Source organism: Candidatus Manganitrophus noduliformans (assembly GCF_012184425.1).
GTDB lineage: Bacteria > Nitrospirota > Nitrospiria > SBBL01 > Manganitrophaceae > Manganitrophus > Manganitrophus noduliformans.
Map to the genome: position 1 here is coordinate 375,335 of NZ_VTOW01000002.1, position 24,970 is coordinate 400,304.

General features: G+C 54.3%; 20 protein-coding genes. 4 read left to right on the top strand and 16 right to left on the bottom strand.

All coding sequences use genetic code 11. The features are described 5' to 3' along the window. Positions 1-66: 66 nt before the first annotated feature. The 11 genes from MNODULE_RS11140 to MNODULE_RS11190 form a co-directional block, all read right to left on the bottom strand. Positions 67-753: a hypothetical protein gene (locus MNODULE_RS11140; protein ID WP_202882184.1), complete on the bottom strand. Its 687-nt coding sequence runs from the start codon at positions 751-753 to the stop codon at positions 67-69. Then, a complete protein-coding gene (gene traN / locus MNODULE_RS11145; RefSeq protein ID WP_168059765.1) occupies positions 725-3,058 on the bottom strand; it encodes a conjugal transfer protein TraN in 2,334 nt (777 codons plus the stop codon). Before traN ends, MNODULE_RS11140 begins: the two co-directional genes overlap by 29 nt. Before the next feature lie 25 nt (positions 3,059-3,083). Beyond that, positions 3,084-5,597, bottom strand: coding sequence for a TraC family protein (locus MNODULE_RS11150; RefSeq protein ID WP_168059767.1), 2,514 nt, complete (start codon positions 5,595-5,597; stop codon positions 3,084-3,086). A 15-nt stretch (positions 5,598-5,612) separates the two neighbouring features. Beyond that, positions 5,613-6,083, bottom strand: a complete 471-nt coding sequence (locus MNODULE_RS11155; RefSeq protein ID WP_168059769.1) for a TraV family lipoprotein — start codon at positions 6,081-6,083, stop codon at positions 5,613-5,615. Next, positions 6,071-7,246 carry a TraB/VirB10 family protein gene (locus MNODULE_RS11160; protein WP_168059771.1) on the bottom strand — a complete coding sequence of 392 codons (1,176 nt, stop codon included), beginning with the start codon at positions 7,244-7,246 and terminating at the stop codon, positions 6,071-6,073. The genes MNODULE_RS11155 and MNODULE_RS11160 overlap by 13 nt, the downstream gene beginning before the upstream one ends. Continuing rightward, positions 7,239-8,003: a TraK domain-containing protein gene (locus tag MNODULE_RS11165; RefSeq protein ID WP_168059773.1), complete on the bottom strand. Its 765-nt coding sequence runs from the start codon at positions 8,001-8,003 to the stop codon at positions 7,239-7,241. Before MNODULE_RS11165 ends, MNODULE_RS11160 begins: the two co-directional genes overlap by 8 nt. A gap of 1 nt (position 8,004) precedes the next feature. Beyond that, entirely contained in the window at positions 8,005-8,559 is a 555-nt protein-coding gene (locus MNODULE_RS11170) for a type IV conjugative transfer system protein TraE (RefSeq protein ID WP_168059775.1), read from the bottom strand. Further along, the gene (locus MNODULE_RS11175; protein ID WP_168059777.1) at positions 8,556-8,825 is read right to left on the bottom strand and encodes a type IV conjugative transfer system protein TraL; all 270 of its coding nucleotides are present in this window, start codon (positions 8,823-8,825) and stop codon (positions 8,556-8,558) included. The genes MNODULE_RS11170 and MNODULE_RS11175 overlap by 4 nt, the downstream gene beginning before the upstream one ends. A gap of 66 nt (positions 8,826-8,891) precedes the next feature. Beyond that, positions 8,892-9,218, bottom strand: coding sequence for a hypothetical protein (locus MNODULE_RS11180; RefSeq protein WP_168059779.1), 327 nt, complete (start codon positions 9,216-9,218; stop codon positions 8,892-8,894). Between the two features lie 45 nt (positions 9,219-9,263). Beyond that, positions 9,264-9,980 (bottom strand): DsbC family protein, encoded by a 717-nt coding sequence (locus MNODULE_RS11185; RefSeq protein ID WP_168059781.1) that lies wholly within the window; start codon positions 9,978-9,980, stop codon positions 9,264-9,266. Then, positions 9,970-10,656, bottom strand: coding sequence for an OmpA family protein (locus MNODULE_RS11190; protein ID WP_168059783.1), 687 nt, complete (start codon positions 10,654-10,656; stop codon positions 9,970-9,972). Before MNODULE_RS11190 ends, MNODULE_RS11185 begins: the two co-directional genes overlap by 11 nt. Positions 10,657-10,912: 256 nt before the next feature. Here MNODULE_RS11190 and MNODULE_RS11195 point away from each other — a divergent pair, with 256 nt between their 5' ends. The 3 genes from MNODULE_RS11195 to MNODULE_RS11205 are packed head-to-tail and all read left to right on the top strand — an operon-like array spanning position 10,913 to position 15,303. Then, positions 10,913-12,688, top strand: a complete 1,776-nt coding sequence (locus tag MNODULE_RS11195) for a type IV secretory system conjugative DNA transfer family protein (RefSeq protein ID WP_168059785.1) — start codon at positions 10,913-10,915, stop codon at positions 12,686-12,688. Positions 12,689-12,710: 22 nt separating this feature from the next. Next, complete coding sequence (locus MNODULE_RS11200; RefSeq protein WP_168059787.1) at positions 12,711-14,474, top strand: CHC2 zinc finger domain-containing protein; 1,764 nt, start codon at positions 12,711-12,713, stop codon at positions 14,472-14,474. Continuing rightward, on the top strand, positions 14,443-15,303 hold the full coding sequence (locus tag MNODULE_RS11205) for a replication-relaxation family protein (protein ID WP_168059789.1): 861 nt from the start codon (positions 14,443-14,445) through the stop codon (positions 15,301-15,303). Before MNODULE_RS11200 ends, MNODULE_RS11205 begins: the two co-directional genes overlap by 32 nt. Before the next feature lie 212 nt (positions 15,304-15,515). Here the strand turns inward: MNODULE_RS11205 and MNODULE_RS11210 are convergent, their stop codons facing one another. The 5 genes from MNODULE_RS11210 to MNODULE_RS11230 all read right to left on the bottom strand — a co-directional run bounded on the left by MNODULE_RS11210 (position 15,516) and on the right by MNODULE_RS11230 (position 24,175). Then, positions 15,516-16,004: a hypothetical protein gene (locus MNODULE_RS11210; protein ID WP_168059791.1), complete on the bottom strand. Its 489-nt coding sequence runs from the start codon at positions 16,002-16,004 to the stop codon at positions 15,516-15,518. 184 nt (positions 16,005-16,188) lie between these two features. Continuing rightward, complete coding sequence (locus MNODULE_RS11215) at positions 16,189-16,563, bottom strand: hypothetical protein (RefSeq protein ID WP_168059793.1); 375 nt, start codon at positions 16,561-16,563, stop codon at positions 16,189-16,191. A 24-nt stretch (positions 16,564-16,587) separates the two neighbouring features. Beyond that, the gene (locus tag MNODULE_RS11220; RefSeq protein ID WP_168059795.1) at positions 16,588-16,878 is read right to left on the bottom strand and encodes a hypothetical protein; all 291 of its coding nucleotides are present in this window, start codon (positions 16,876-16,878) and stop codon (positions 16,588-16,590) included. Between the two features lie 259 nt (positions 16,879-17,137). After that, complete coding sequence (locus MNODULE_RS11225) at positions 17,138-17,638, bottom strand: hypothetical protein (protein WP_168059797.1); 501 nt, start codon at positions 17,636-17,638, stop codon at positions 17,138-17,140. Positions 17,639-18,046: 408 nt separating this feature from the next. After that, the gene (locus MNODULE_RS11230) at positions 18,047-24,175 is read right to left on the bottom strand and encodes an Ig-like domain-containing protein (protein ID WP_168059799.1); all 6,129 of its coding nucleotides are present in this window, start codon (positions 24,173-24,175) and stop codon (positions 18,047-18,049) included. 584 nt (positions 24,176-24,759) lie between these two features. Between MNODULE_RS11230 and MNODULE_RS11235 the strand changes: the two genes are divergently transcribed. Beyond that, positions 24,760-24,906 (top strand): hypothetical protein, encoded by a 147-nt coding sequence (locus tag MNODULE_RS11235; protein WP_168059801.1) that lies wholly within the window; start codon positions 24,760-24,762, stop codon positions 24,904-24,906. Positions 24,907-24,970: the final 64 nt, after the last annotated feature.

Sequence of the window (24,970 nt, forward strand, 5' to 3'; positions counted from 1 at the left end):
AGCGGTACCCCCGCCGGCGCGGCGTCCGCGCGACTGAAAGAGAAAAACCCTATGATGATGACAAACCTAAGAAGGTCTCTTAACCCCAATCTCCTGCGCCTCCATCTTTTTGCCCCGCTGCTTGACGACAGCCGGCGTCGCTTTGAGCCTGAACCGGTCGATGATCGTCCCGTCGGCATAATAGACCGGCCGCTTCAACTCCCTCGACAGGTCGGAATAGGAGCCGCCGGTGATGAGCAGGATCGTTTTGAAGTCGTCGAAGTGCTGTGACGACTTGAACCAACCGACCTGCTTCGGATCCGCTCCGTCGAGCACCACGATCGTGTTCGGGAAGGTCAAGTAATCGAGCGGATTGAACCGATACCCTCGGGGATAGAGAACGCCCCCCTCCCCGTCCGGAATGTCCCCGGTCAGGGTATAGGTGAGATCGATGTCGTACTTTCTCCCCTTTTCGGTCCGCGGAAGAGATTTCAACCCCGCCGGACGGTAAGCGGACACCTTTTTCTCGACGATCTTCCCGCCGATCAGCCACTCCCAATCAACTTGCCGGGCCCGCTCTTCGATCTCCGAAAGCGCATCCGGCTCCGCGATCGGATAGACCACGCCGACCGTGCCGAGCGTTCCCGCGGGCAGCCCCAAACGCCTGCTTGTCGGGGTGCTCTCGGCGAAGACGATGGCACAGAGCGCCGGCAAAATGATCAGGCTCATTCCCTGAAGAATCCGTTTATGGCCGTGTGTTCCGGTAGAACTCATCGATCTGATTTCCCATCTCTTGTTCGATCCGGTCCTGCGACCGGGCCCGGATATCGCCGAAATATTCGGAGAGATCGATCCGGCTGAAATCGATCATCTGAAGCTGCGCGGGGGAGTAGCCGGCGCAATTGGGGGAAACCCCCTCTCCCGGGTCAAGATCCCACAAACCGTCCGGGACAAAGCTCTGAAGCTGGGCCCGCCCCTGTTCCTGGACGATGCGGGAAAGCTTCGAGCCGAAACAGCAGAAGGCGGCCGATCTCTCGACGCAGAAGTTCCCCGGTCCGCCGCATCCGGGTTCGTTTCCGAACGCGCAGCGGCTGCAATAGGTTCCGACCTCATGACAGAGTCGATCCCTTCTTCGGCTCTGCAACGCCTCTTCCTCCGCGTTGCAGCTCAGGAGCGCCTCATCCAGCACGCAGCAGTTCCGGGTCGCGCCACCCCCGACGGTATTCCGGCAGAACGCCCCGTCTCCCTTGAAGATGGAGATCAGCCCCAGGCACGACCCGGTATCGGGATCGACCGGTCCCTCGCAGGCCAGATCTTTCCCGGCCGATTTCAACACCTCCATCAAGGAGGCGGCCTCCGAAAAATCATTGATGCACCCACAGTCCTTGACGATCTCCTCTCCCGGATCGAGCGGACAGACCTCCCCCTCGGTGCAGGTCTTAACGAAGAACGCATCGCTGTCGGTAGAGGTCCTGAACTGTGACGTGTTTCCCGGAATCCCGGCGTCCGTATCGGAGATCGCCTTTCGGGTCTTGCACGCTTTCCGGCAGGCTGGGAAGGAATCCTTTTCCGGAAGACCGACCGTCTTTTCCTCGTCAATCCAGTTTCCCGACGCATCTCTTCTCAGATCCCGGTAGTAGAGAGAATCTGTGTTGTCTGTCACGCTCGCCGTGACGGCCTCCATCCGTCTCTGAATGTCGCCGAAGCCGTAACCCTCCCCCGTCTCACAGAGGTAGCTCCTCTTCTTTTCCCAGAAGTCGCGGCAGACCGAATGGGCTTGGACCTCGCCGGTGAAGGTCCGGCAGGAGGGAAGCGGTGTCAGGCCGGTCGGCTGATAATTCAGATAGGTATCGACGATATCGACCGATTCGTCTCTCAAGCGGCACTTCGGATCGGAATCGAGGCCGTTGCAGGCGTCGGTGACCGTCTCGCTCAGAATATCGCTGGTCCGGGTACAGAGAGAGTAATAGTCATAGATGTCATAGGTGCAGCGGTCCCGGCCCCGCCTCCTCGACCGATCGCGGAAATTTTCGGCGGAAGTCCCAACATAGACCGCTCCTTCCGGGACCGTCGCGAAAAGGGCGGCCGGGGGGGGCGTGCAGTAACCGGTCACATTGGAACACCGGCAGTCGTTATTGGATCGATCCGATCCCGCGTAAACTTTCAGGTAAACAGTCTCCTCCCTGGAAGCGATCGCCCCGGCCGGCGGGGGATTTTCGCAAAACGAGGCCGCCGTCGCGATCGAGACCGTTCTGTCGATTGCGCAGACGCTCAGATCGGAGGCGGTCCTCTCCGCGGCGAGCGACCCTGTGATCACGCTGTAGCCGCTGTCGGGGTCGGCCGCTTGGGTCATCAACTCGGCTTGAGTGTCGATGCCGAGGCCCCCAGGGTCGGCGTAATATTCCTCGGGGGTGGTCGAGCCGCCCCCGGACGGAACGGCCGAGCAGGCCCCGGAGTTCTGGCCGTAGTAATTGATCGACGTTCCCTCGATTCTCACATCGGTCACCGCATATTTCGGGTTGATGGATTGGATGGCCCCCACGACCCCTCCCCCAAGATCCTTCAAGGCGACAGGGAGGTTCGCGGCGAGCGGGGCGCCGCAGCTGTTATTGACACAGTAACAGCCGCCGAGCTGTTCCATCGGCACCGACGAAAGATCGGCCCTGCCCGAAGGCTGCGCGATCCACTTGTAATAGCGGCAGTTGTTCCACCGGCCGGGATCGCAGGAGATGACTCCGTTGCTGCAAACGCCCGAGACCGGAAAGGAAGGCTGATAGGCGGCATCGGCCGTTCCGTCCAGGTCGATATCCTGGCCGATTGAGACCGGGAAGAGGTCCCCTGTAAGCGTGGAAGAAACCGATACATTCAGAAAACGGCTGGAGGAAGGACAACTCATCCGGGCATTGAAAGAGGTGTCGTTGTCGATCGTCGTCATCAGGGTCCCCTCGGCAGTCAGGGGATTGGAGGCGTTCTCCCGGATCCCCTCGGAGGAGCCGAATTTCGAGAGCGCCCGATTCGCGGAATCCTCCGCCGCCTGCCTGGGGTCGGGTTGAGCCGGTGCCGGCCCGGTCCGGATCATCCCCAATCCACACAGAAGGATCAGGTTAGCTGCGATACTTGCCAACCATCTCTTTGATGGCCTCTTCATACGGCATCCCCTTGTTCACCATCGCCTCGATCTCCGCGACCTCCGCTCCGTCCGAGGTGTAGACATAATATGAGAACGAGTCGACCACCAGCCGGACCACCCCGCATCCGAACGGGGTGTCCATGAAGATTTCGGAATACTTCGGGCGACTGCTTTTGGTGCTCTTGAGCAGTTTCATCGTGAACGGGTCGTAGTCGATCAGTTTTTCCTCGCGGGCTTTCTCGAAATCGACCGATTCCAGATAGAAGCGAAACGCCGAATTCCCCCGGATGACATCGCCCACACTCCCGAACATCTTGGAATCGAGCAGCGACTGGGTGATGATCGCGAAAGAGCCCCTGTATTTCCGGGCCCGCCGGTACCCCTCCTTGATGACATCCCTGAGCGCCATGCTGTCGGCGCCGGTCTCCAAAAACTGCCAGGCCTCATCGAAAATCACCATGCGCGGCCTCAACCGGTCCGACAGATAGAGATCGCGCGTGACTTCGTTGAGCACCTGAAGCGTGACCACCTTGAAGAGTTCCTTCCGGGGCTTCAGGTGCTCCAGCTCCAGCACCACAAACTCGTCCTGGGAGATATCGAAAGTGGACTTCCCGTTGAACAGGCGGCCGAAGGTGTGTCCGGAGGTCCACTCCATCAGATTGAACGCCAGCGTCTGGGAAAGCTGCTTGAAGGCGTCATTCGACTCGAAATCCTCGGCCATGTACTTGGGGAACCGGCGCAGATACTCGAAGACGGTGTCGATCTTCGCGTCATTCCCTTCGGTATCCCAAGCCCATTTCACGGCGGACTTGATCAGCGTCATCGCGGTCTCGGCCGATTCAGGGGGGGGCGCTCCGGTGACCGAGTAGATCATCTGCAGCACGATCGGAGCGATGACCGAAAGATCTCCCTGCAGATCCTCCTCGTTCTTCCGGCTCACGTTCGTAAAGGGATTGAGACAGATCTTCTCGCTCTCTTTGAAATCGAGGTAGCGGCCTTTGAACATCTTGGCGATTTTTTTGTACGAGCCCCCGATATCGATGATCCGGATGATGGCGTAGCTCCCGTAATAGTTGTAGGCAAGATAGTTGACGAAGAACGATTTCCCGCTGCCGGAAGTCGCGGCCACATAGATGTTGTGGTTGTTGGCCCGCTTGTCGAAGATATTCAGGCCGCAGAGCTGCCCTTTTCTCCCGATGAACATCAGGACCGGTGCGCCGCCCCCCGCGAAATCCGATTGCACCGGCAGCACCGCTCCGATCGAATCGGACTGCGCGATGAAATCCCGGTCGAGATGATCGACATTCGCGCCTTTGTCATAAAGACCGAACGGAAGCGAGGAGAGGAACAGGACCGGAAGGATCCCTTTGTCTTCCTGCATGATGTATCCCTGCGACTCCCAGATCCGTTTGGCCCGCGTGACCGACTCCGAAGCGGCCTTCTCGTCGGAATCCCACACCCACAACATCGGAAGAACGCGCAAAAACCGGTTCCCCCCTTTCTTTTCCAGTTCGTCGGTGGCCCATTGAAACTCCTCCTGCTTCCGGAGAAGCGAACGCGCGAAGCTCCCCACCCCTTTCTGCCAGAGGACGATGTTGCACTTCTTATGTAGATGCGCCTTCATGTCGTGAAAGAGGATATTGACGGTATAGAGAAAGGGGGTCTTGATCTGATCGCCGTCGGAGATCAGCCCCCAGCAGCCGCCGAACAGCTGGTTCGTCTGGAACAGGTCGACCTCTTTCGGAAAGAGTCTCGGGGTGGTGCACCGAAACGTCCTCTCCCCGATCCGCATGAAAGAGGCGTTTTTTGTGATCCCGGTCTCGGCGAGAATCACCTGTTTTCGGATCGGGACCGTTTCATCGTAGCGGTCGTTGTTCAGAGAGGGATCTGCATTGAACAGCCGCCTCATCCAGTCGAGCAGGCTATGGGGGGAGACCGCTTCCGGATAGAGCGAAGCCCCCCGCAATGTCTCCTCGATCGTCGCGTGAATCTCTTCGAACTTTCGCGCCGGCATCCCTTTCGCATCGACCGGAAGCTTGGCGGAGACAAAGAGCCTGAAGTTGCGGATCGGTATTCCGGAGAGACTGGGGAGCCCTTTCGTTCCCTCCCTGAAGTACCGGCAGGCGGCCTCCGTGGTGTTGCGGATGATCGGATTCTCCCTGGTTTTGCACTGCCGGTAGGAATGAAGAAACGGATCGATGTGGCTGTCGGCATAAAGGATGAACTGCAGGATCGATCCTTCCGGAAAAGCGATCCGAAAAAGGGCCTGAAGCGTCGTCTCGGTCTTCTCCCCCGCGAACGCCAGCGGCGCGCATTCCCAGAGGAAACCGGCCGTATCGTCGATGTTGATGTAGGTTCGGGATTCCGCATCGTAGGCGACCCAGGGGAGGTAGTCGGAAAATTTGTTCCGGTAGGTCATTTCCTTAAGCTCCGCCACGGTCAGCCCGCCGCGTGACCCGAATAGGTTGAGAATATTTGGAATACGCATCAAACCCGTCCCTCTTTATTTCGCCGGCAGGTGTTCCGTCCGGCCGCTTTTTATGTCATTAAGCAGGTCCTTGTTCCCGAGCACCCACTTCGGCTCATCGATAATGACGTAGACATAGCGCGGCATGAACAGTTTGGCCCCTTCCCCTTCGTAGGGAAGAATCAGCACGCGCACAATCTGGGGCGGAGCGATCATGGGGGTCGTCGGCTCCTTCAGCAAGGAGGTCAGCTTCTCGAAGAGCGCATTTTGGTAGGTCGTCTCGGATACGGAGCCCCTCATGTTGAAATCTTTCTCTAAATTCTTCAACGGCCTGATCGCCTCCTCCTCTTTTCCGGGGGTGCTTTCCACCGACTCCCGGTAGGCCTGTTTGGGAGAGACGCATCTCCCGTTGAACGTCTTCGGACAGGTGAAATCGCCATTGTATGGATTGAAGACAGAGCAGCCGGCGGGCATCATCAAAAACAGAATGAAGGTTATCGTACGCATTGCTGACCTCCGATGCAGACATCCTTGATGATCAAATCGATCCCTTCAGTCACCACCAGCGTGACGGTTTTGGTCGCCCCGATCTCGATGATCGGCGTCGCCTGGCGGGCCAGATCGAGATAGAGCTTCTCCAATTGGTCCGATCCTCCGGAGAGGCCCCCTCCAATCGCGGCGATCCCGATGTTCCCGGGCTGGACGGTTTGGGTCGTCCCCAGGGGACTAACGGAAGTCGTGTTGGCGGCCGCCCGGAAGGCGTCGCCCGCTCCGCCGAAGAACCCCGCCAGCGCGGCCCTTGCCACGCTTGATCCCATCCGGGAGACGACCTCGCCCCGAAGTCCGTTCTTCCCGTCTTCGTCCGCGATATACCCCTTTAGGGCCTGGTCGATGACCGCCTGACCGTCCTTGGCAAGACAGGACAATGTCACCAGTCTCAGTTCGACCCGCTCTTTCGAGAGCCTCCCGAAGCCGTGCGCGATGACGAAGCAGCCTTTCAGATTGGCCTTGATCCGGTTGGGAAGAACCGCCAGGTCTTTAATCCGGAGGAGCACCGGCTCGGGATTGCCGCGGGCCGACTCCACGGTCTCCGCATCGAGCCCGGTCAATAAGGTTGCCTCCATGAATGAAGGGGGAAGATAAACACTCCGCTTCTCTTTTTTTTTCTCCTCCTCCGGGTTCGCTTTCGCCGTCCTGGCATGGGGGTTGGAGACGACCATGATCTCCCCTAAAATCTCGCGCTGCGGGTCCGGCGGCCTTGCCGCGGGAGAGGGAGCAGGCGGAGGAGGAATGCGGAACTCCCCCGGAGGGGGAGGCGGAGGGATTGGAAACCGCTCCTTTTGATCCCCGACAGCCGCCTCTTTCCCATTTGTATCCGCTTCCCTCTTCTGCTTTTTTAACTCCTCCATCTCCCGGCGAAGCTCGGAGAGGCCCGCCTCCTGCCGGCGCAGCTCTTTCTGGGATTCCATGAACAGGGACTTTTCCATCAGTCTCGGTTCTAAGGAGAGATCCTTCTTTTTCTCCGAGACGGGGGCCGGTGGCCCGGCGCTGCGGCTGTATTTGTAACCGGTGAAGCCGACCGCCAGGACGGACGCGATCAGCAGAAGAAGAACCGCTCCCCTTTTCTGCCCTGGGGAGAGACGGCTGAAGAACTCTCTCAGGCTAGTCATCGATCCCTCCCTGCTCGACGATGAAGATCCGGGCGCTCTGCCCCGCAGACAGCGTGAATCGATCGACGGTGATCGCCACCGGCTTTCGGGCCAGCTCCGCCCGGAGGAAATCCTTCTCCTTCAATTCCACGCGCCCGGAGGTGGCCTTGGCCAGAAACTCCCTGACGGTCAGCCCTTCCCCTTCCACCGTCACGGTCCGGATCAGCGTCAGATCGATATCGCGAAAAAGATCGAACCTCTCTTGGGAGCGCTTTACCGTCAAGCTCTCCGGGATCGCGTCGGTATAGACCCATTTGACCAGCGTGATCACCTTCTCCTCGAACGGGAGCCCGTTCATCAACGACCGGTTGGTCTTGATCTGGTCGGTCCTTCCGGCGAGCAGCCGGACGGTTTGCGAAGGGATCCGTTTCGGAATCGCAATGATCCGGTAGACGCTCTCTTTGCAGACGACAAAGACCTCCGCGGGGGTTTCAGCGTAAATCAGTCGGTCGTTCTCTTTGATGATCTGGAATTTCAGGAAAGCGTCTTTCCGGGTGTAATGGATGGAGAGCCCTTTTTCTTTGGAGAAGACGATGTCTTCGATGACATCGGCGCAGACGATCCGGTTGGCGTCGGACGCGCTCATCTCCACCGGCGTGGCCACCTCCGGGAGAATCCCAATATCGGCGGGAATCGGCTGCCGGATCTCCAGCGGCGCCTCGCCCCAGGCCGGAAGCCGGAAACTGAGTATCAGGATGACCATCCAAAATAACCGCATCTTATCTCTCCGTCTTTTCAGAAAAACCCAAAAGGGTGAATCTGCCGTCCAGGATTTTGTAATCGATGAGATAGCTCATCCCCGTCTCATCGATCCGGGTCGCTTCGATGAATTGCTTCCTGATCCCGCTGACTTCGATCTGGGATTTTCCCACGGCGATCTTCTGGATGAAGTAGACGTGAGTCACGTGCGCCGTCTCGATCCGGTCGGCCAGCTCATAGAAGATCTTCTTCCCTTCCGGATATGCTTCGGGGGAATAGAGAACCAGCAACTCCTCGAACTGGGCCCGTGCCGTCGCCGGGGTATAGCTTCCCGCCAGGCCGGTCACGTACCTTGCAAAGGCTTTCACGTACTCCTCCGAAGCGCGATCCCCTGTGATCTCCACTTTGCCGTTGATCCCGGGCGGGATGAGAATCGTGCGCGCGGCATTCATCGCCCGCGAGAGCAGAACAGTGTTGACGACGACGGCGACTCCGATGATCAGGACAACGGATTTGAGCAGCCTGTTTTCCGCCGCCTTATTCGAAGCGCCCTGTAAATAGGTTTCAAGCTTCATTCGTAAAACTCCGTCTCGAAGAAATCGGGATAGCCCCGCATCCGCACCAGCCCCATGAAGTAGAGGCTGTGTTTCAAGAAGCCCCTGGGGTATCTTTTCTTCACCGAGGAGTAGGCGTACGGGCCTCCGGCGATCAGAAGCCAGAATACGCCGCCGTAGAGCAGCGCCAGCACGTAGAAAATCAGCGCGATGACCAGATCGTCCGATTCGAACCAGAGCACCTGGAAGGGGGCGCTCAAATATTGCGGAAACCGTTTTTTCTCCATCAGAGACTTTCGCGTAAACTTACTCTCCCTGAGACGGATCGCCCGTCTCAGGGATTCGGATCGTTGTTAAATAACGGCCCCGAGGCTCGTCACCACGGTGTCCGCTCTGAGCATCACCGCTCCTCCCAGAATGGCGGGGACGGCATACATTACCTCTCCCTGGATCGCCATCACGGCGCCGATGACGATCGCGACGACACCACCGACGAAGCCGATCGGCCCCCTCAAAATCTGGTTGACTCCGATGTCGTAGACGTCGTAAGCAAACGATCCGGCCGCGGGCGCGGTGATCGCCATCGCCGCCGGTGCCACCGCCAGGACGAACATCAGCGCCAGAAACGCGGTGTAAAGCTCTTTCCTTCTCTCTCTCCTCATTCTCATGAGTACTCTCATCAGCCTCCTCCTCTTTTGATTCTCCCCGTCCACGACGGGAAGCCGTTAGTTCCCTTCCAGAATCCGGGCGATCTTCTTGAAATCGGCTCCGGAGACGAACTCTCCGTCGATCCACATCGTGGGGGTGCCGCGTACTCCCAGCCGCCGGCCGATCCGTTTGTGCTCTTCCAGCAGCTCGGAAACGGCGGCGTCTTCGCAGGTTTCAAACGCTTCGTGATCAAGCCTGCCGGACAAGACCTCTTCGTAGGCCAGTTTTCTATCCGGAGCGCATAAGATGTACCGGGACTTTCTCTCCGCCTCCGGATGAATCTCCGTGATCGGAAGGAGAAAGACATACCGGGTGACATCGGACCGCTTCCTGAAAAAAGCCGCGGTCTTTCGGCAAAACGGACAGTCCGGGTCGACCACTTCGATCACCGTGTGCTTTCCGTTCCCGATCCGGATCGCCTTCTCCAGAGGGAGATTTTTGATCCGGTCGGCCGTCATCTCCGCCTTTTTCCGGGCGGTGAGGCTGATCCCATCTTTGGTCAGAATCTCTCCGACGATGGTCAACCCGCTCTGAGGGTGGTAGTAGACGATCTTCTCCTCGAAGGCGATCTCATAAAGGCCGTCGATTTCCGTTTTCCCGAGACCCTCGATCGTGATCTCGGGGAATCGGATCCGGATCAGTTCTTCGTCGTCCGGCTTCGTTTCCACTTCCGCAAAGAGCTGCAAGGGATAGAACAGCACAACAAACATCACCAGCAGCGGCCTACTTCTCATGGTCCCCTCCGTTTTTCGTGACAAAGATTTCCACCCTGCGATTGAGCCGCCGGTCGGTGGACCGGGGGCAGCAGCTTCCTTTTCCCGCGATCTCCGCCACCGTGACAGCGCGCTCTTTTAATATCGCGGCGACCCTCTCCGCCCGTTCGCGAGAGATGCGGTCGTTTTGGTCGCTCCCCCCGAGATCGCAGGTATGGCCGAAGACGTTCACTTCTCCCCCCGACTTTTTGATCCGGTCCGCCGCTTTTAAGATCTCCTTTTCTTGCTCCGGGGTGATCCGCTTCTCATTGAACCCGAACAAGATGATCGCCGGCCCCGAATCGTCTCCGGCCGGAGCGGTCAGAGTCGAATCCGGCTCCCCTTCCCTCATTTCTCCCCCGCCGGCGCTTCCTCCCTCTTCCTGAACCGGCTCTTCCCTGATCGGGGCCGGGAGGGTGAAGTGGAACGGCTCCGTCACCTTCAACGCGATCGGGATCTCTCTCGGCTTTACGGCCAAGGGAGGAGCGGCCTTGCAGTCGCAGAGGACAAACGTTTCGGCGGCCTCGATGGCGACCTCCATATCGGATGGATACCGATACGGAGTTTTTATGATTTCAACCGCCCCGGCCTCCGGAGAAGCGAACGAAAAATATCCGATCAGGATGATCGGGAGAGCGTTTTTTGAGGAAAGTTTCATTTTCCATTCCATGGTTCGATGTTCATTGCGGGGAATATAGCAAAATATCCGGTTGCAAAATCATGCGATTTTGGGCGATCCGTCGCCCAAAATCGAAGTTTTTTGCAAGCCGTTGAGACGGTATGATCGGGGCGGAGGGAATGCGTCAATGAAATAGAAGGTTCGTTATGGAGGAGGACGACCGCCGGTTCGATCGGCGCGTCCTCAAGGGGACCCCGCTCGAAGGGGCCGATGATGATAAATGATGGAGGAAAAGATGAATGAGTTCGAATCGATTCGACTCTTCTCGGATCAATATTTCTTTCTCTTGGTCGGCGCGCTGCTCCTTTTTGTCTTTGTGATGGGGGCCAGGCGGAATTCGGACGGAAGAGGGACGGGACGATACGCCACGGCCTGGGAGATCCTCTCGCGCCTCGGAAACTGGGCCCGCTTCCCCCTCTCTCTCTATGCGGTGATCGCGATTGGCGCCGGCTTGTCGGCGATCATCTTCGGATGGCGTTTCAGCCGGGAGGGCCTCTCCGCTTGGATGCATCCCGATCAGACCGTGATCATTCTCACCGTCTCCCTGACCGTCGCGCTTCTTCTCTACTGGATCCTTCTGGAACGCTTCTTCATTCAGCGCGATAAAAACCGCTTTATTTTGGGAACGAAACGGATCTTCCTCCCCGTGACCCTCTCCCTGCCGGAGAAAGACCGTTTCGAGCACATCCGCGTCCAGGGCCGCGCCGGAACGGGGAAAACGGATGGATACATGTTTCCGCAGTTGATCGAGGATGCGTCGGGCGACTGTTCGGCGGTGGTCCTCGACGTCAAATCGCCGGAGGCTTTCGAGGCGATCGGGGGCGCCTGGTGCGCCAAGGGGAAAAAGATCATCCTGTTCGATCCTTATCATCCCGACTGCCCCGGGTTTGAACTGCTCGCCAGCACAACCGGACTGGACCGGATTGAGGAAGTCGTGCTCGGGAAACGGAATACCGACGCCAACGACACCTCGATCTGGTTCGACCTTCAGGAACGCCGCCTCTTCCGCCTGATGTGCCAATTGGTGATGGGATACAAAGATCCGCGGCAGTGCTGCCTTCCGATGGTTTACCAGCTCGCCCTTCGAGGGGTGCTGGCGCTGGAAGCGGCGGTCACCTATTGCCAGGATCCGTTGCTTCAGGGGGAGTTCGAACACCAATTCCAGAACAAACCACGGCTGCCCGATATCCTCAGCGGGATCCTCAACAAGCTGGATCTCTTCTCCGATCCGAAGATCGCGGCCGCTTTCTCCCGTCCCGATCTCGACCTCGACCTTCTTTTTCGAGAGCCGATCCTCCTGATCATCGCAAGCCCGCACAGCAATCCGAAGGCGCGTCTGGCGGCATCGCTCCTGCTCCGCGCGATCATGATGAGAGTTTACGACCGTCCCGTCCGGACGAAGGAGGATGGACTCCCCCTTTTCTTCTATCTCGATGAGTTCTACGCGCTCCATCTCCCCGACCTCGCCGATTTCGCGAACACGGCGCGGTCGGCCCGGGTCGGCATCGTCACCTACCTCCAGGCGGAAGAGCAGCTGACCCGGTATCAGCCGCACGAGGTCGTCTCGATCGCGGTGAACACGAAGACCGAGGTCGCCCTGCAGGGGTGCGATCTTCCTTCTTGTAAGCGCCTTTCGGAACTCTATGGAAAATGTCTGATCCGGGACAAGCGCATCGCGCGATCGTGGCGGCGAGGCTCCGTCACCACCACGGCATATATCGAAAAGCCGCTGCTGACGGTCGATGAGATCCACAATATGCCGCTCGGCACGGCGCTTCTCAATATCGGAGGATTACATCCGGTTTGGGCCAAGCTCGTCTCCTCTTATAAGACCCGGAGATTCAAACGAAGAAGAGGATTGCCGGTGGAAGCTTACCGGCCGGTCATGCAGCCTTTGACTCCCCCCTCTTATCGGGATCTCGATCTGCCCGGGGGCGATCCGCTCCCCCCCTCTCCTTCGTCGAGCACCTCGCCCGGGCCTCCTCGCGGCGGAGAGATCGTCGGATGGTAGCTGAAAGGATGGGGGGTCCGTCATGAAACAGGGAAGCGTAAATCCATTCGAGGAGGTGAAAAAAAGGGTCGACCTTCTCGGCCTGATCGAGAAATGGACAGGGGCGACCGCCCGAAGATCGGGGAAGAACTATACGCTCTCCCGATGCCCTTTCTGCGGGGGCCACGGCTGCTTTTCGATCACCCCGGAAAAACAGCTCTATCATTGTTTTCAATGCCCCGGCAAAGCGGGGGGAGATGTCTTCGATTTCCTCTGCAAACTCAGAGGTTGCGACAAACGCGCCGCCCTGGAAGAACTGGCGCGGGAAGCTGGCTATCCACTCCCCTCGTCACGCGCTTCCGGGCGGGATATCCGCGAAGCGATCCTCTCTCAAGCAAAAGAAGACTGGAATCTTCCGCAGGCGCGGGACGCATGGGAGTACCTGACGCAGGAAAGGCGACTCTCCCCCGACGTATTGAAAGCACACGATGTCGGCTATCTCGGGGACCGCTCCAGACTGATCGGGATACTGAAGAAGAAAGGATTCACCTATGAGGAAATCACAAACACGGGGATTCTCACGAAAGGGTACGGAGATTTCTACGAGATCCTCTTCGGCTGGCGCGCATCCAATGGAACGCTGGGCGGATTCATCGCGGGGGCGACGAAAGCCGGCTTGAAGAAGCTGAAGCCGGAAGAGGAGGAGATTTATCCGAAATACAAGAACGCCGCGGGCTTTCAGGTCGACTCCCCCTACAATCTCTACTATGCCAAAAGGAGAGTCCCCGATGATGCGACCCTGGTCATCGTCGAGGGGGTCCTCGATTGCCTGCAGATGTTGTCGCATGGGCTTCATAACACGATCGCTCTGGGAGGGACGGCGTTCAAGGAAGGGTATGGAAAAGCGCTGGAGGCGACCCGGTTCGAGCGGATCATTCTATTGCTCGACAGCGACCGGCCCGGGAGACAAGCGGTGTTGCGCCTGATTCCGTTCCTGATGCGGAATCATCCGGAATTCGCTCTCTATGTCACCGAGATCACCGCCCCCGATCCGAACGACGAGACCCGGACAATCAAGGATCCGGATGAATTGATCGTCAAACTCGGGGCTGAGGTAATCAGGAAGGTGATAGGCCATCCGGTCAAAGCGGGCCCCTGGCTGGTCCTGGCGATGCGGGATCAGCATGACATGAAAAATCCACTCGACCGCGACCGGATATTTCAGGAGGTCGCTTCCTTATGGGGTTATGTCCCGGATGAGGTCGAACGGAAGGAGATCCTCCGCTACCTGGCCGACGGATCCGAGTTGCCGCAGGAGGATATTCGAAAAACAATCGAGAGGCTGGCTCAGCGCGCTCTCACGATCGGCACGGGTGGAGAACGGGATCTATCGGAAGCCAACCCGAGCCGGGCGAAGGAGAAGGGGCCATCGACGGAAACAGAATCGGCCGAACTTAGGCGAAGAATCGATGACCTTAAAGCAAAAAACCGGGATCTCGCAAAGAAGAATAAGGTTCTGGTTCAAGCCTATGCCGCCATCGTTCTACAGGCGAAGGAACTCTCCAGGTCCGGTCTTCTCTGGCATGTCAATCGCCTGGCGGAAGGACATGTAAAGCTCTTGAAACAGCTTCGAAGGGACCCAGTGAAAGCACAATCGATGATCGGTCGAATCAACGAGATCTTTGAAGCGTCCCGGCTCAATCACCTGGAACGCATCAAGGGGGAGATTGAGGCTCTGTGTAAAGAGAATGAGCCGGATGCCGGGGAGAGGGCCCATGCCGAGGCAAAAGGGACTGAATCTCACTGACCGCGACTTGGAGGTGCTGAAATATCTCGCCGTCGGGCCGGCATTCGCCGACGACCTGCATCTCCGGTTTTTCGTCGGGAGAGGGAAAACAATCAGCCGTCAGGCATTCGAGAGGCGGATGTGGAAATTGACCGACGCCTGCTGTATTACACGGTTTACACCCTTTAAAATCCGCGGAAGAAATCCGATCCAACATAAACCGGTTTTTTCCATCGGTGAAGAGGGAATCGCGGCATTGATCTCGGAAGCCGTCATGCCGATCGACCGGATCCGCCGAGTCCGGCTGAACCGGCCGTTCCTTTTCCATGAAATTATCGTGAGCCGGTTCGTTCGGAGAGTCTACGAAGGGGAGCCGAGGCGGTACCGGGTGATCCGGCTGTACGATCATGCGATGCTGGCGAAGCAGGTGCAGAAGGTCCGGGTCAAACGGATTCCGGATTTACGGTTTACAGTCCAGCTGTCGAACGGCTCCTATTTCAGCTATCTCGTCGAAATCGATGCCGGAACCACCCATACTCCGGAGTTCGTCCAGAAGCTGGCCGCTTTCATTCAGCTCAGCCGTGTTCTCGCCCCCGTCAATTCAAAAGATCCGGTCGGAATATTGATCGTCTGTCACACGGGCGATCGAATGGCGGTGCTTCAGCGGGCCGTGATGGAAAGCCATGTCACGGTCAATGTGGCGAACAAATTCCTTTTCAGTACCATTCACAACGTCGACAACAGCCTCGGCCTGCTTAATCCGTGGTATAAGGCTGATGGAGCGAAAATAGAGATGATCTTCAAGGACAGGGGCAGATCTTCTGAAATTCGCTCGACACAAACAGAATAGTTTATAAAATTCGCAGATGATTCTGGTTAGAGTGATATTTCCCGCAACCTTCTTTGCTGTAAAACTCAGGAACTTGACCTTTCAAAACACGGTAAAAAGAAGTCACAGTACTCTTCAATAATTTAAAAAAGGTATCAGATGGGATCTCCAAAATAATCTAATTGATCATTCAATTCTGTTTCCTCTGTAATACTCTGGTGGTTTTTTAAGTTTTAGAATTCGAGCACTTTGTTAATGGCTTTAATTGCTGGCTCGAATCGATTAGTCGTTGGGTTTCTTTGTGACACTTCGAGAGAAAAATGGAGGCTTCTTCTGTTATTAACAAAGTCAGCTTTGGGAAGGACCTCAACAAACACACTACAATTGCATCCACATGTGGCAAACCCCTCAGAGTTTAAAAAGTGACGTTGTTCATCTCTTAGCCTGTCTGAATTCCATTTTTTCTCCTCGTCACTTGGCATAGACCAAATAATGACCTCATTGCATTTTTGCGCCTTAAGATAAACTTCAATATAGTTTTTTAATTTTATAGAAGCTTGAGCATGCGATAGACTATCGAGGACGGGACGTGAGCTTAAGTCATAAACAGTGATTTCTGTATCTGGTCGGGGTTTTTTTTCTTCTTTGGGTTTTTCCTCAGAATAGGCAGGCAAGGAAAAACTTAATGTTATTGTTAAAACAAATACGATGATTTTTGACATTTTAGTTCTCCTAGTGAAAAAAGATCTAATTATTCGCTTCCATTGAAGTCCCCGTTGGAATGGTTTCCGGATCTAGTTGGATCGGTTGAGGAAGATTGGTAATGCCTCGAAACTACAAGGTTCAAATCCAAGGAAGTAATGCCTTTTCTGGCCCCCCATGATGTCTTCGGCAGGTTATAGCATTCTAAGAATAAAGATCAATTAGCTCTTTGAGGCGAGTAAGCCAATTAATGTATTCGAAATAGAATTTATCATCGGCCAGATTACCCAATGGTATTTGGACCGACATTGAGTCATGGTCATTTATCGTACGAATTGGTTCGCCGTATACCTTGGAGGAAATGAGCGCATCGACGTAGTACATGTTCCGAACATGGTGAATCGCCGTAATAACCTCTTCATCCAAAACAAAGTTATACTTGAACGATGCCGTATCTAATCCCTCTCGACCGTTTTTAGTTGATTCAGAGAGGACTTTGAGCCACATTCCATTAAAATGTGGCGCTTGATCTCTGAGGTTCAGTGCTTTGATTTTTTGTACGGCATCTGCATCCAGCAAACGTTTAAGTGTGAGATCGTCATATCAGTAACTATGGCCATCAATCGCCCACAGAATCATAGTAAAAGGATAAATCAATGCTTTCCAGTGCCGCTGTACCTCAGAGGCTGCGACTTGATGCAACTGGTATATTCTCTTCTGTTGTTTATATGTTTCAATAGAAGAGAAAGTAAAGCCAATAAGGGCGATCCCCACTGCGAGGCGGCCTGTCAAAGTCAATCTGTGGAAACCTTTCTCTTTCTTGTTCCAGGTATCTCCAAAAAGAGCAATAATGGCTGCACATAACGTAATAATATGACCAAAATATCCAAGCATGTTTATATTTAGATATCCAATATTAAGCTCTGTCCGAGTCCGGGTATACTATACTTATTCGGAGCCTCTCGTTCAGGTCCCGGCTTCCATGATGAAGAAAACGGTCCCATGCTTTTTGAGCCCCGGCGACAAACCCTTCTGCTCCCGGGGATCGCCCAGTCCGCTCATGAAGATATCTTCCCAGGAACCTGCCTCTTAATTTTGGGTAATATCAATTTCAAATCAGATAACTCGACCTATTCTCGTTAGTCTCCGGCCTTTATCTCACCCGAAAGAGCACCCAGCCCCAAAAGGCTATCCCAAGAAAATAGATCATAGAGAGACCAAATGAATGTGTGAAAATATAGGTGATTACTTCTTTCGCCTTGCTGTTATGAGTATATGGAAGACGCCACCGAATGAACGGCACTCTCGGACCTTCCGGCTGCTTGAGCATGAGCCAGAAGAGGCCGAGCTCCTCACTGACTTTTAACTCGGATTCGATTGACCGGCCACGATCTTCGAGATTTTCGAGAAGGCAAAGATTACGAATCTCAAGAATCCATAACGCGAGCGTTAGGGCCATCCCTAAAGCTCCTATTGCTGTTCCCGGTAACAGTGCTTTACCAGGATCGACAGGCAGAGCAGATGCAAGGAAAGCCAGGGCAGCCATATAAAGGCCAGCTACCGCGAATCGTGTCGCGATAATGGTACTATGCAGAGTCCCAATGACTCCATAAACTGAGCGGAGGTTTTCCCTGTCTTCATTGTCGTGATTCATAATCTACGAATATCACATAAGGATGTCAACTATAAGATGTCATTTTTCATTTGCTAGATAGACGGATTCGGTGGATTTCTAGTCGACCAACATAAACTGCGATTATTGGACCCATAGGTGGGATGCTTATCCACTCCTCGCTTCGGTTCGAGGATTTCTTGGAAACCGGAGATTGTTTCTTCGATGATTCGGCGAAAATGATTTCCACACTGGAAAAACAAATCATAATAGTACAGATAATCAGGAGGTAACCTCTATTCAGCATGTTTGTTCTCTCATCTCCGTTATCCGGACAAACAGCACCTGAGATGTTGTAGTTCACATTATCGTATCTGTCGCTACGCACTCTAGCCGAAAGTACACTGCTGCCTCGGGTTCCTTGGTTTCCACCGATTCGCCAGGGATAGCTCAAACGAGTTTTTGCCTTCTCCGAACGCCTTTGTAAACAGTGATTCCAGAGGCAAAGATCACTATAAATATGAAGGGATACTCCACGGCAAAGACCATCGGTGTTAAGGCCCACCTTGTCGCTGTTCTCAGAAACTCATGCTGCCGAATAAAATCGGCGACAGGTGGAGATACATCGTAGTAAAATGCCACAAAAATGCGCCCGGGAGCATTGGTTAAAAGATAACGGTCTCGAAAGTCTCTGAGCACCTGAACTTGGGGATCAAGATAACTTCCATAAGCGGCAGTCGCAATGAAGCAACCCCCGCCTCCTCCCCCACCTTTTCCGGCTCCATCTTGAATCGGTGTAGTAGTCACAGGAGGGGCACCCCCACCAATACCAGTAGAATTCAAGGCTGGCCCCACTGGATCGTCTATCACTCCATTGGCAATTCCATCGGCGTCTCCTGTTCCTCCATCGGTGAGACTCAACGCGGCAGTTTTCCCTGTCCGGCTTACAGAATTTGTGATGTCAACCCAGGCAGAGGTATTCGGGTTATACCAGTACCACTTTGCGTCGCCTGTTAAAACCTCCGGAAGTTCAATCGTAACCGTCACAGTCTGGCCCGGAGTCAGGCCGATAATCTTAAAATCGAACATCCCATAGGGAAAACTAAATCCGGAGGGTGCTCCGTTCAAAGTGGCCGGATTCACACCAGTTGCGCTTTCCAGATTCCCAGCAGAGACGGTAATTGAAATGCTACCGCTCCCAACGGGATTGGCGATCGTCACGGTGCTGTTGATCAGCGGAGACGTGTTGAAACTCCAGGTAAATTCAGCAGCCAGAGCGTTCCCCGAAGTGTCCTTGATCCCTGTCATGAGTATCGGCATATAAGTCGTGGAATTGGACAGGCTCTCTTGTGGGGTAAAGCGGGCCGTTCGCGTTGTTGAATCGTAAGTAACGCTGCCGTTGACAGTTGTTTCATCCGGCCTGCGAAGAATGAAGGTCGATCCGCTGATCGTAGAAGCATCCATGTCTTCCGAGAAGGTAGCCGTAACAGTCGAAGCAATCGACACGTCCGAAACTCCGTCAGCAGGGCTTGTCGCGACAACGTTCGGCGGAGTCGTATCAAGGATAGATCCTGTCGTAAACACCCAGACGAAATCAGCAGCCAGATTATTGCCTGAAAGATCTCTGACTCCAGTTGTAAGGGTCGCTGAATAGGTGGTCACTTGCAGCAGATTGCCTGACGGAATGAATGTCGCCGTATTTGTTGTGGAATCATAAGTTACCTGTCCTGTCGCGCCATTACTCAGCCTGAAAGTAGTTTCATTCAGGGTAGCTGGATTTATCGCTTTGTTAAAGGTGGCTGAAACGGTCCGATTCAAGGCAATATTCGCTTCACCATTGGATGGAGAGACGGCGGTCACCGTTGGTGGTTTTCGATCGAGCACCTCGCAAGAGAACAACTCATTGGTCAAGTCCATCGACCTGAAGAATGGGCTCTGATCTATAACCGCCTTATCCTCGGGCGATAGGTGTGCGTTGGGATATGTTCTATAGCCGAACCACATGAGGGAATCCTCAACGCAAGTCGGACCAGGGCAACCGGAGGGGTGAGGAAGCGCCAAACTGTGACCAATCTCATGCCCCAAACCACCGGCCCAACGGCATTTACCACCGGTATCAGGTTGATCAGAGGAACACGGAGGCACATTAAGTTCCCCTACCAGCCCTCTTAGATCGTTAGCTGGGAGTAATGCTACACCGTTCGTTCCTCCAGTTATCTGGCCGCAGGCCGGGTCCGCATCGATATAAAATATCCATCTGTTGTTAGGATCATCGAATCGTCCGCCGGTGACTCCAAAGCCATCGGCAAGCACGTTCTCCCAGAACCAGACGTTGAAGTCGCTCGGTTTCGAATTAGTAGAATACCATGCGGCAGTATGAGTCGTGCTGAAGACCTCCACGGTCGGCGTATGAAGTGTGAAACTCCTCGTATTCCCCATTTCATTACGGAACCAGATCTGGAGATGCCTCGCCGCTCCCTCTATTGCGTTTTTATAATCCTCCCGGACGGGCCGATCACTCGGCACGAGATAAATGATCCGAACTTCTGGGATCCGATTGGTAGCGCCAGATTGGGTTACCGTGAAAGTTTGACCGGCGATCGTGACGGTTCCGCCACGAGAGTCAGCAGTAATGTTATCCGCTACCGAGTATCCTACTGTTCCGTTTCCATTGCCGGGATTTCCGGAGGTGATATTAAGCCAACCGGCATTGCTCGCGGCCGTCCAATTACAATGGCTGGGTGCGGTTACTTCCACTGTTCCGATACCGCCACCAGAGCCAAAAGATTGACTGGTCGGTGTAATGGAGAAGGTACATGGTGCTGCATTGACTGTCAGATTCACCGCCCTTGCGGTACTACTACTATTGGTCGTGTCGATGAAACTTACCAGGTCGTTGTAAGAACTCGGTATGAGGCTGTTGGCAGTAAGGTTGACCGACACGGTCACCGTCGTCTGAGCGCCCGCTGTCAGGGTTCCACCGGTGGAAGATAAAGTGATCCAGGCCTGGCCTTTGGAGGCGGTCCAGTTGATCGAACTTCCTCCCGTGTTGGCCAATGTATAGGTCTTGCTCAATGGGCTAAAGGGGCCGCCCTGATTGCCGGAAGAAGTTAAGTCATCCGATGGGGTAACAGAGAACACACCGGGAACCGGATTGACCGTCAAGGTAAGCGTCGTACTCCGTGTGATCCCTCCTCCTGTTGCCGTAACGTTAATCGTGTTGGTGCCCAGAGGCGTCGTTGAAGAGGTCGTAATGTTCAGAGTGCTTGAGCAGGTCGAATTGCACGAAGTCGTCGGGGAATAGGAGAAGGTTGTCCCGGTGAGCGTCGGCGGAGAGAACGTGACGGAAGTGGCTGAACCCGAAATCAGCGTGGCCGTCACTGTGGAAACAGCGCTCCCGCCTCTCACCACACTGGCATTAGTTGTGGAGAGAGAGAAGTCAAAGGGCGCATTCACTGTTAAGGTAAAAGCAGTGGTTCTAGTTAGACCGCCACCTGTAGCAACAATAGTGATTATATTGGCTCCTAAGGGCGTGGTCGATGAAGTAGTGATGTTTAAGGTCCTTGAGCAGATGGGGCTGCATGTCGTATCCGGCGACAAGGAAAAGGTAGTACCGACCAGGGTGGGCAGAGAAAAGGTGACCGGCGTTGTGGTTCCTGAGACTATAGTGGCAGTGATAGTTGAAGAGGTGCTACTTCCCCTCACAACACCTGCCGGAGTAGAAGCGGAGACGGAGAAGTCAAATGAAACAGGACAGGCCGAGGTGGTCCGGCTGGGTGAGTTAGAAATGGCCGAGGGGTTCGGCACCTCGTCCAGAGTTTTGAGGGCAAAATGATAAGTGGTTCCGCAACTTAAGCCGGTGACGGTGAAGCTCTGTGCCGAGCCGGCTACAAGCGGGGTTGGTTCTCCACTCACTTGGATAGCACTGGTCCAATTGGCTTCAGTGATGGGCGACGTAGAATATCTGATGTCATAGCTCGTAGCGGTTCCTGTATTCCCATCATCCCCCGGTGCTGTCCAGGAAAGGACCACGCTGGTCGTTGTAACTGCCCCAGTTGCTAAAGTTGGCACGGCCGCTGGCAGGGTGGTGTCCACCACAGGCACAACCCCAAGGTCGTTGCTGAGAGACTCAAAGAGAAACTGATTATTAGAACAACGCGCTGGAACCCCACCGTCTTTCATTTTCGAATGATCAGGTCCACTCATACCCAAATCATCATTTCCGGCACACTGAACCCGCTTACTCACGTTGTGGCCAGTGAAAAGTGCACTGTTGATGGGGACCATACCATCGTTATTCAAAGCGCTGACTGGTAAGTAGGTTACAATTCCCTGAAACGATGGGTTGAGAATTCTTTCCAACAACACACCACTAAGCCTTAAGGCCATATCTGGATTGTCTGCTAACATAGTGTTGAGAAAACCTAATTGATTTCCGAGCTCACCAGCGCCCATAGGACCGAACAGGTCAACCATCGCATCCTTTCCTATACGCCCAGAATAGGTTATAAGTTTTCCATCATAGGTGGTGTCACTATTGAGGCTTCTTAACCAAGTATTTACCTCATTGCCTGTGTATTCTGATGTGAACAGCGTATCGTAATTGTCCCATCGCAGATCTGATCTGTTCGGATGCGTTAATTGCAATATGCAAGGTGTACATCCTCTAAATAACCAGAAGCCCGTGTCAAATAAGTTGGCTGTTATCGACCAGGCTGGGGCCGCCAATCCGTTAAATCTCGGTTCATCATTGGTGAGAGGAGTTCCATGATGCGGCGTAGCTAATGTAATTAGGTTGAGAATCCTTTCTCCTCCCCTCCGTCCAGTATAATTCCCGGTATTATGCGAGTGCTCCTGCATATAGGAGCGTGCTACCAACCCGCCCATGCTATGTGCGACAATTACAAATGGCATATCTGCAAGGCTTCCGTCATCTATTCTTCTATCGATATCGTTCCTCAAGCTACGGGCGATTTCCCATACACTATGATTATCGCTAGCATAGTGAAATCTGTATACTTTGTACTTTGCCTTAAACGCTTCATTATTGAAATAGTTCAGGAACTTGGTCCAATAACTCTGATTAGGATTAGCGATCTCATTGAAAGGCGTGCCGTGAATGCCGTGAATTAGAATCAGCGGGGTCCGATTTCCTAAGGGAGCAGTATCGTTCTCATCTGGGATAAGCGTAGTGATATCATCTGCGGGGCTAGGATCGAAGAATTTGATCGTAATAGTCACCCGTGCTTCGGCAGGGGGGGCACTGCCTCGCTCGGCAATAACCTTTGCACTAAATATTCCTGCCGTGTTGTAGATGTGGTTCAGTATTTTCGGGTTATCACTAACACTGTTGAATTTTGCTCCAAAACCAGGGTTGGTAGGATCTCCGCAGGCCGCTATAACCAAACTAACGTTCGTACCAGTATCAGAGCAATTCCACCAGAAAGTGTAGTTGATAGTTCCCGTCGCAGTGCCTGAGACATTCGCAGTTAGGTTAGTACCTAACGGGGTGAAGCCATCGACAGGATTAGCGCCAAGAGTAACGAAGAGCGTTGGCGCAGCCACAGTAATCGTTACCCGTGCTTCTGCGGGCGGAGCGCTCCCACGTTCCACAATGACTTTGGCCGTGAAAATATTCCCAGTGGTATAGACGTGGTTTACCATTTTGGGGTTGTCAAGGATCCCGTTGAATTTTGCCCCGATGTTGGAATTTGTTGGATCTCCACAGGCTGCAGTTACTGAGGTAACGCTTGTTCCAGTGTTTGAGCAATTCCACCAGAAAGAATAATTAATGGTCCCAGTTGCGGTCCCAGACACACTTGCCGTTAGAATAGCACTCAATGGGGCAGAACCATTGAAAGGATTTGCCCCAAGAGTAACTGAGAGTGTAGGCGCGTTGACGGTAACTATTACTCTTGCTTCTGCAGGTAGAGCGCTCCCACGTTCCACGATTACCTTAGCCGTATAGGTACCCGCAACACTATAATTGTGGTTGATTATTTTCGGATCATCAGTGATCCCATTAAATTTGGCCCCAATGGCTGAATTGGTGGGATCACCGCAAGCTGTTGTTACTAAACTGACACTCGTACCTGTGTTTGTACAATTCCACCAAAAGGTATAGTTGATCGTTCCGGTAGCAGTTCCTGACACATCCGCGGTCAAATTCGTACTTAACGGAGCCGCTCCACCCGAAGGATTACTTGCCAGCGTTACCGATAGCGTCGGTGCACTGACCGTAATAGTTATCCGTGCTTCTGCAGGTGCGGCAGTACCCCGTTCCACGATCACCTTGGCCGTGTAATTCCCCACAGCTGTGTAATTACATGCATCGAGAGCAGTTTTAGGATTATCAAGAACGCCGTCGGATTTGACCGCCCATCCAGTGGTCACGTTTGTCCCTGTATCTGATCGATTGCAATAAAAGGTGTAATTGATCGTGCCGGTAGCGGTACCTCCTACTGTCGCAGTTAAATCGACCCCATTTAAAGGCACTGTTCCACTCGAAGGATTGGCCGTCAAAGCAACCGAAAGCGAAACAGCCGGTGGGTTAATCGTGACCAAAACAGATCCAGACAAACGGTTTATCCCATCATTGTTCACCCTCACGTGAACGGCATATCTAATCGTGGTGGGAGAGGTTACCGTCGGAGCAGTTAAGGTCAATGTGCCTCCAGCGGCCGTGCCGGCTATCCCGGTAGCGGGGGCCCAGCAGTTGGTTGCGCTGGCACAGGTTGCATCAGGAATATTAGCGGCCGGGTCCGTAGGGTGCCAGTGTATATTCCCATGCTGAATAGATGTTGCTCCCGTGATCGACCAGGTAACCGTGAAGGTGGTGCCACTGGTCGCACTAGACGGTGGCGGAGTGGTCCAACTGATCGTTTGGGCAAATGAAATACGTGGAACAAGAAGACTCACCGCAAATAACAAAAATGCCGAAACCCAATAGAAAATACTCCTTATTCCTGCCTCTCGCTTCTTATTACTCACAGCATCTCTCACTTTTCACGAAAGCCCTATGAATGATTCTTTTCGTTTCGTTCACCGAGGATGTAAAGCTCTTCCCACCATAGGCAGGAACCCGGGGCCCCGCCTTAAACGGCACATTCTTAAACTGCACCGTGATCTTTTCTTTTTGCAGAGCGGGGCTCCGAGAGACTTCAATGCTAGTCTTCATTCCGATGCCGTCCATCAGCATCTGGAGCCGGACGTCTTTGGCCTGGACCGTCAGCAACCCCTTGGAAAAGACAACGTTGGGATTCTCGACCGGCTTGATCTTCGATGCTGATGAGGCAGCATGGGCCGGTTGAGTGCGAAAAGAGAGAAACGGGAAAGAGATAAAAGAGAGGAAAAAGAAAAGAATCAGAGCAAATC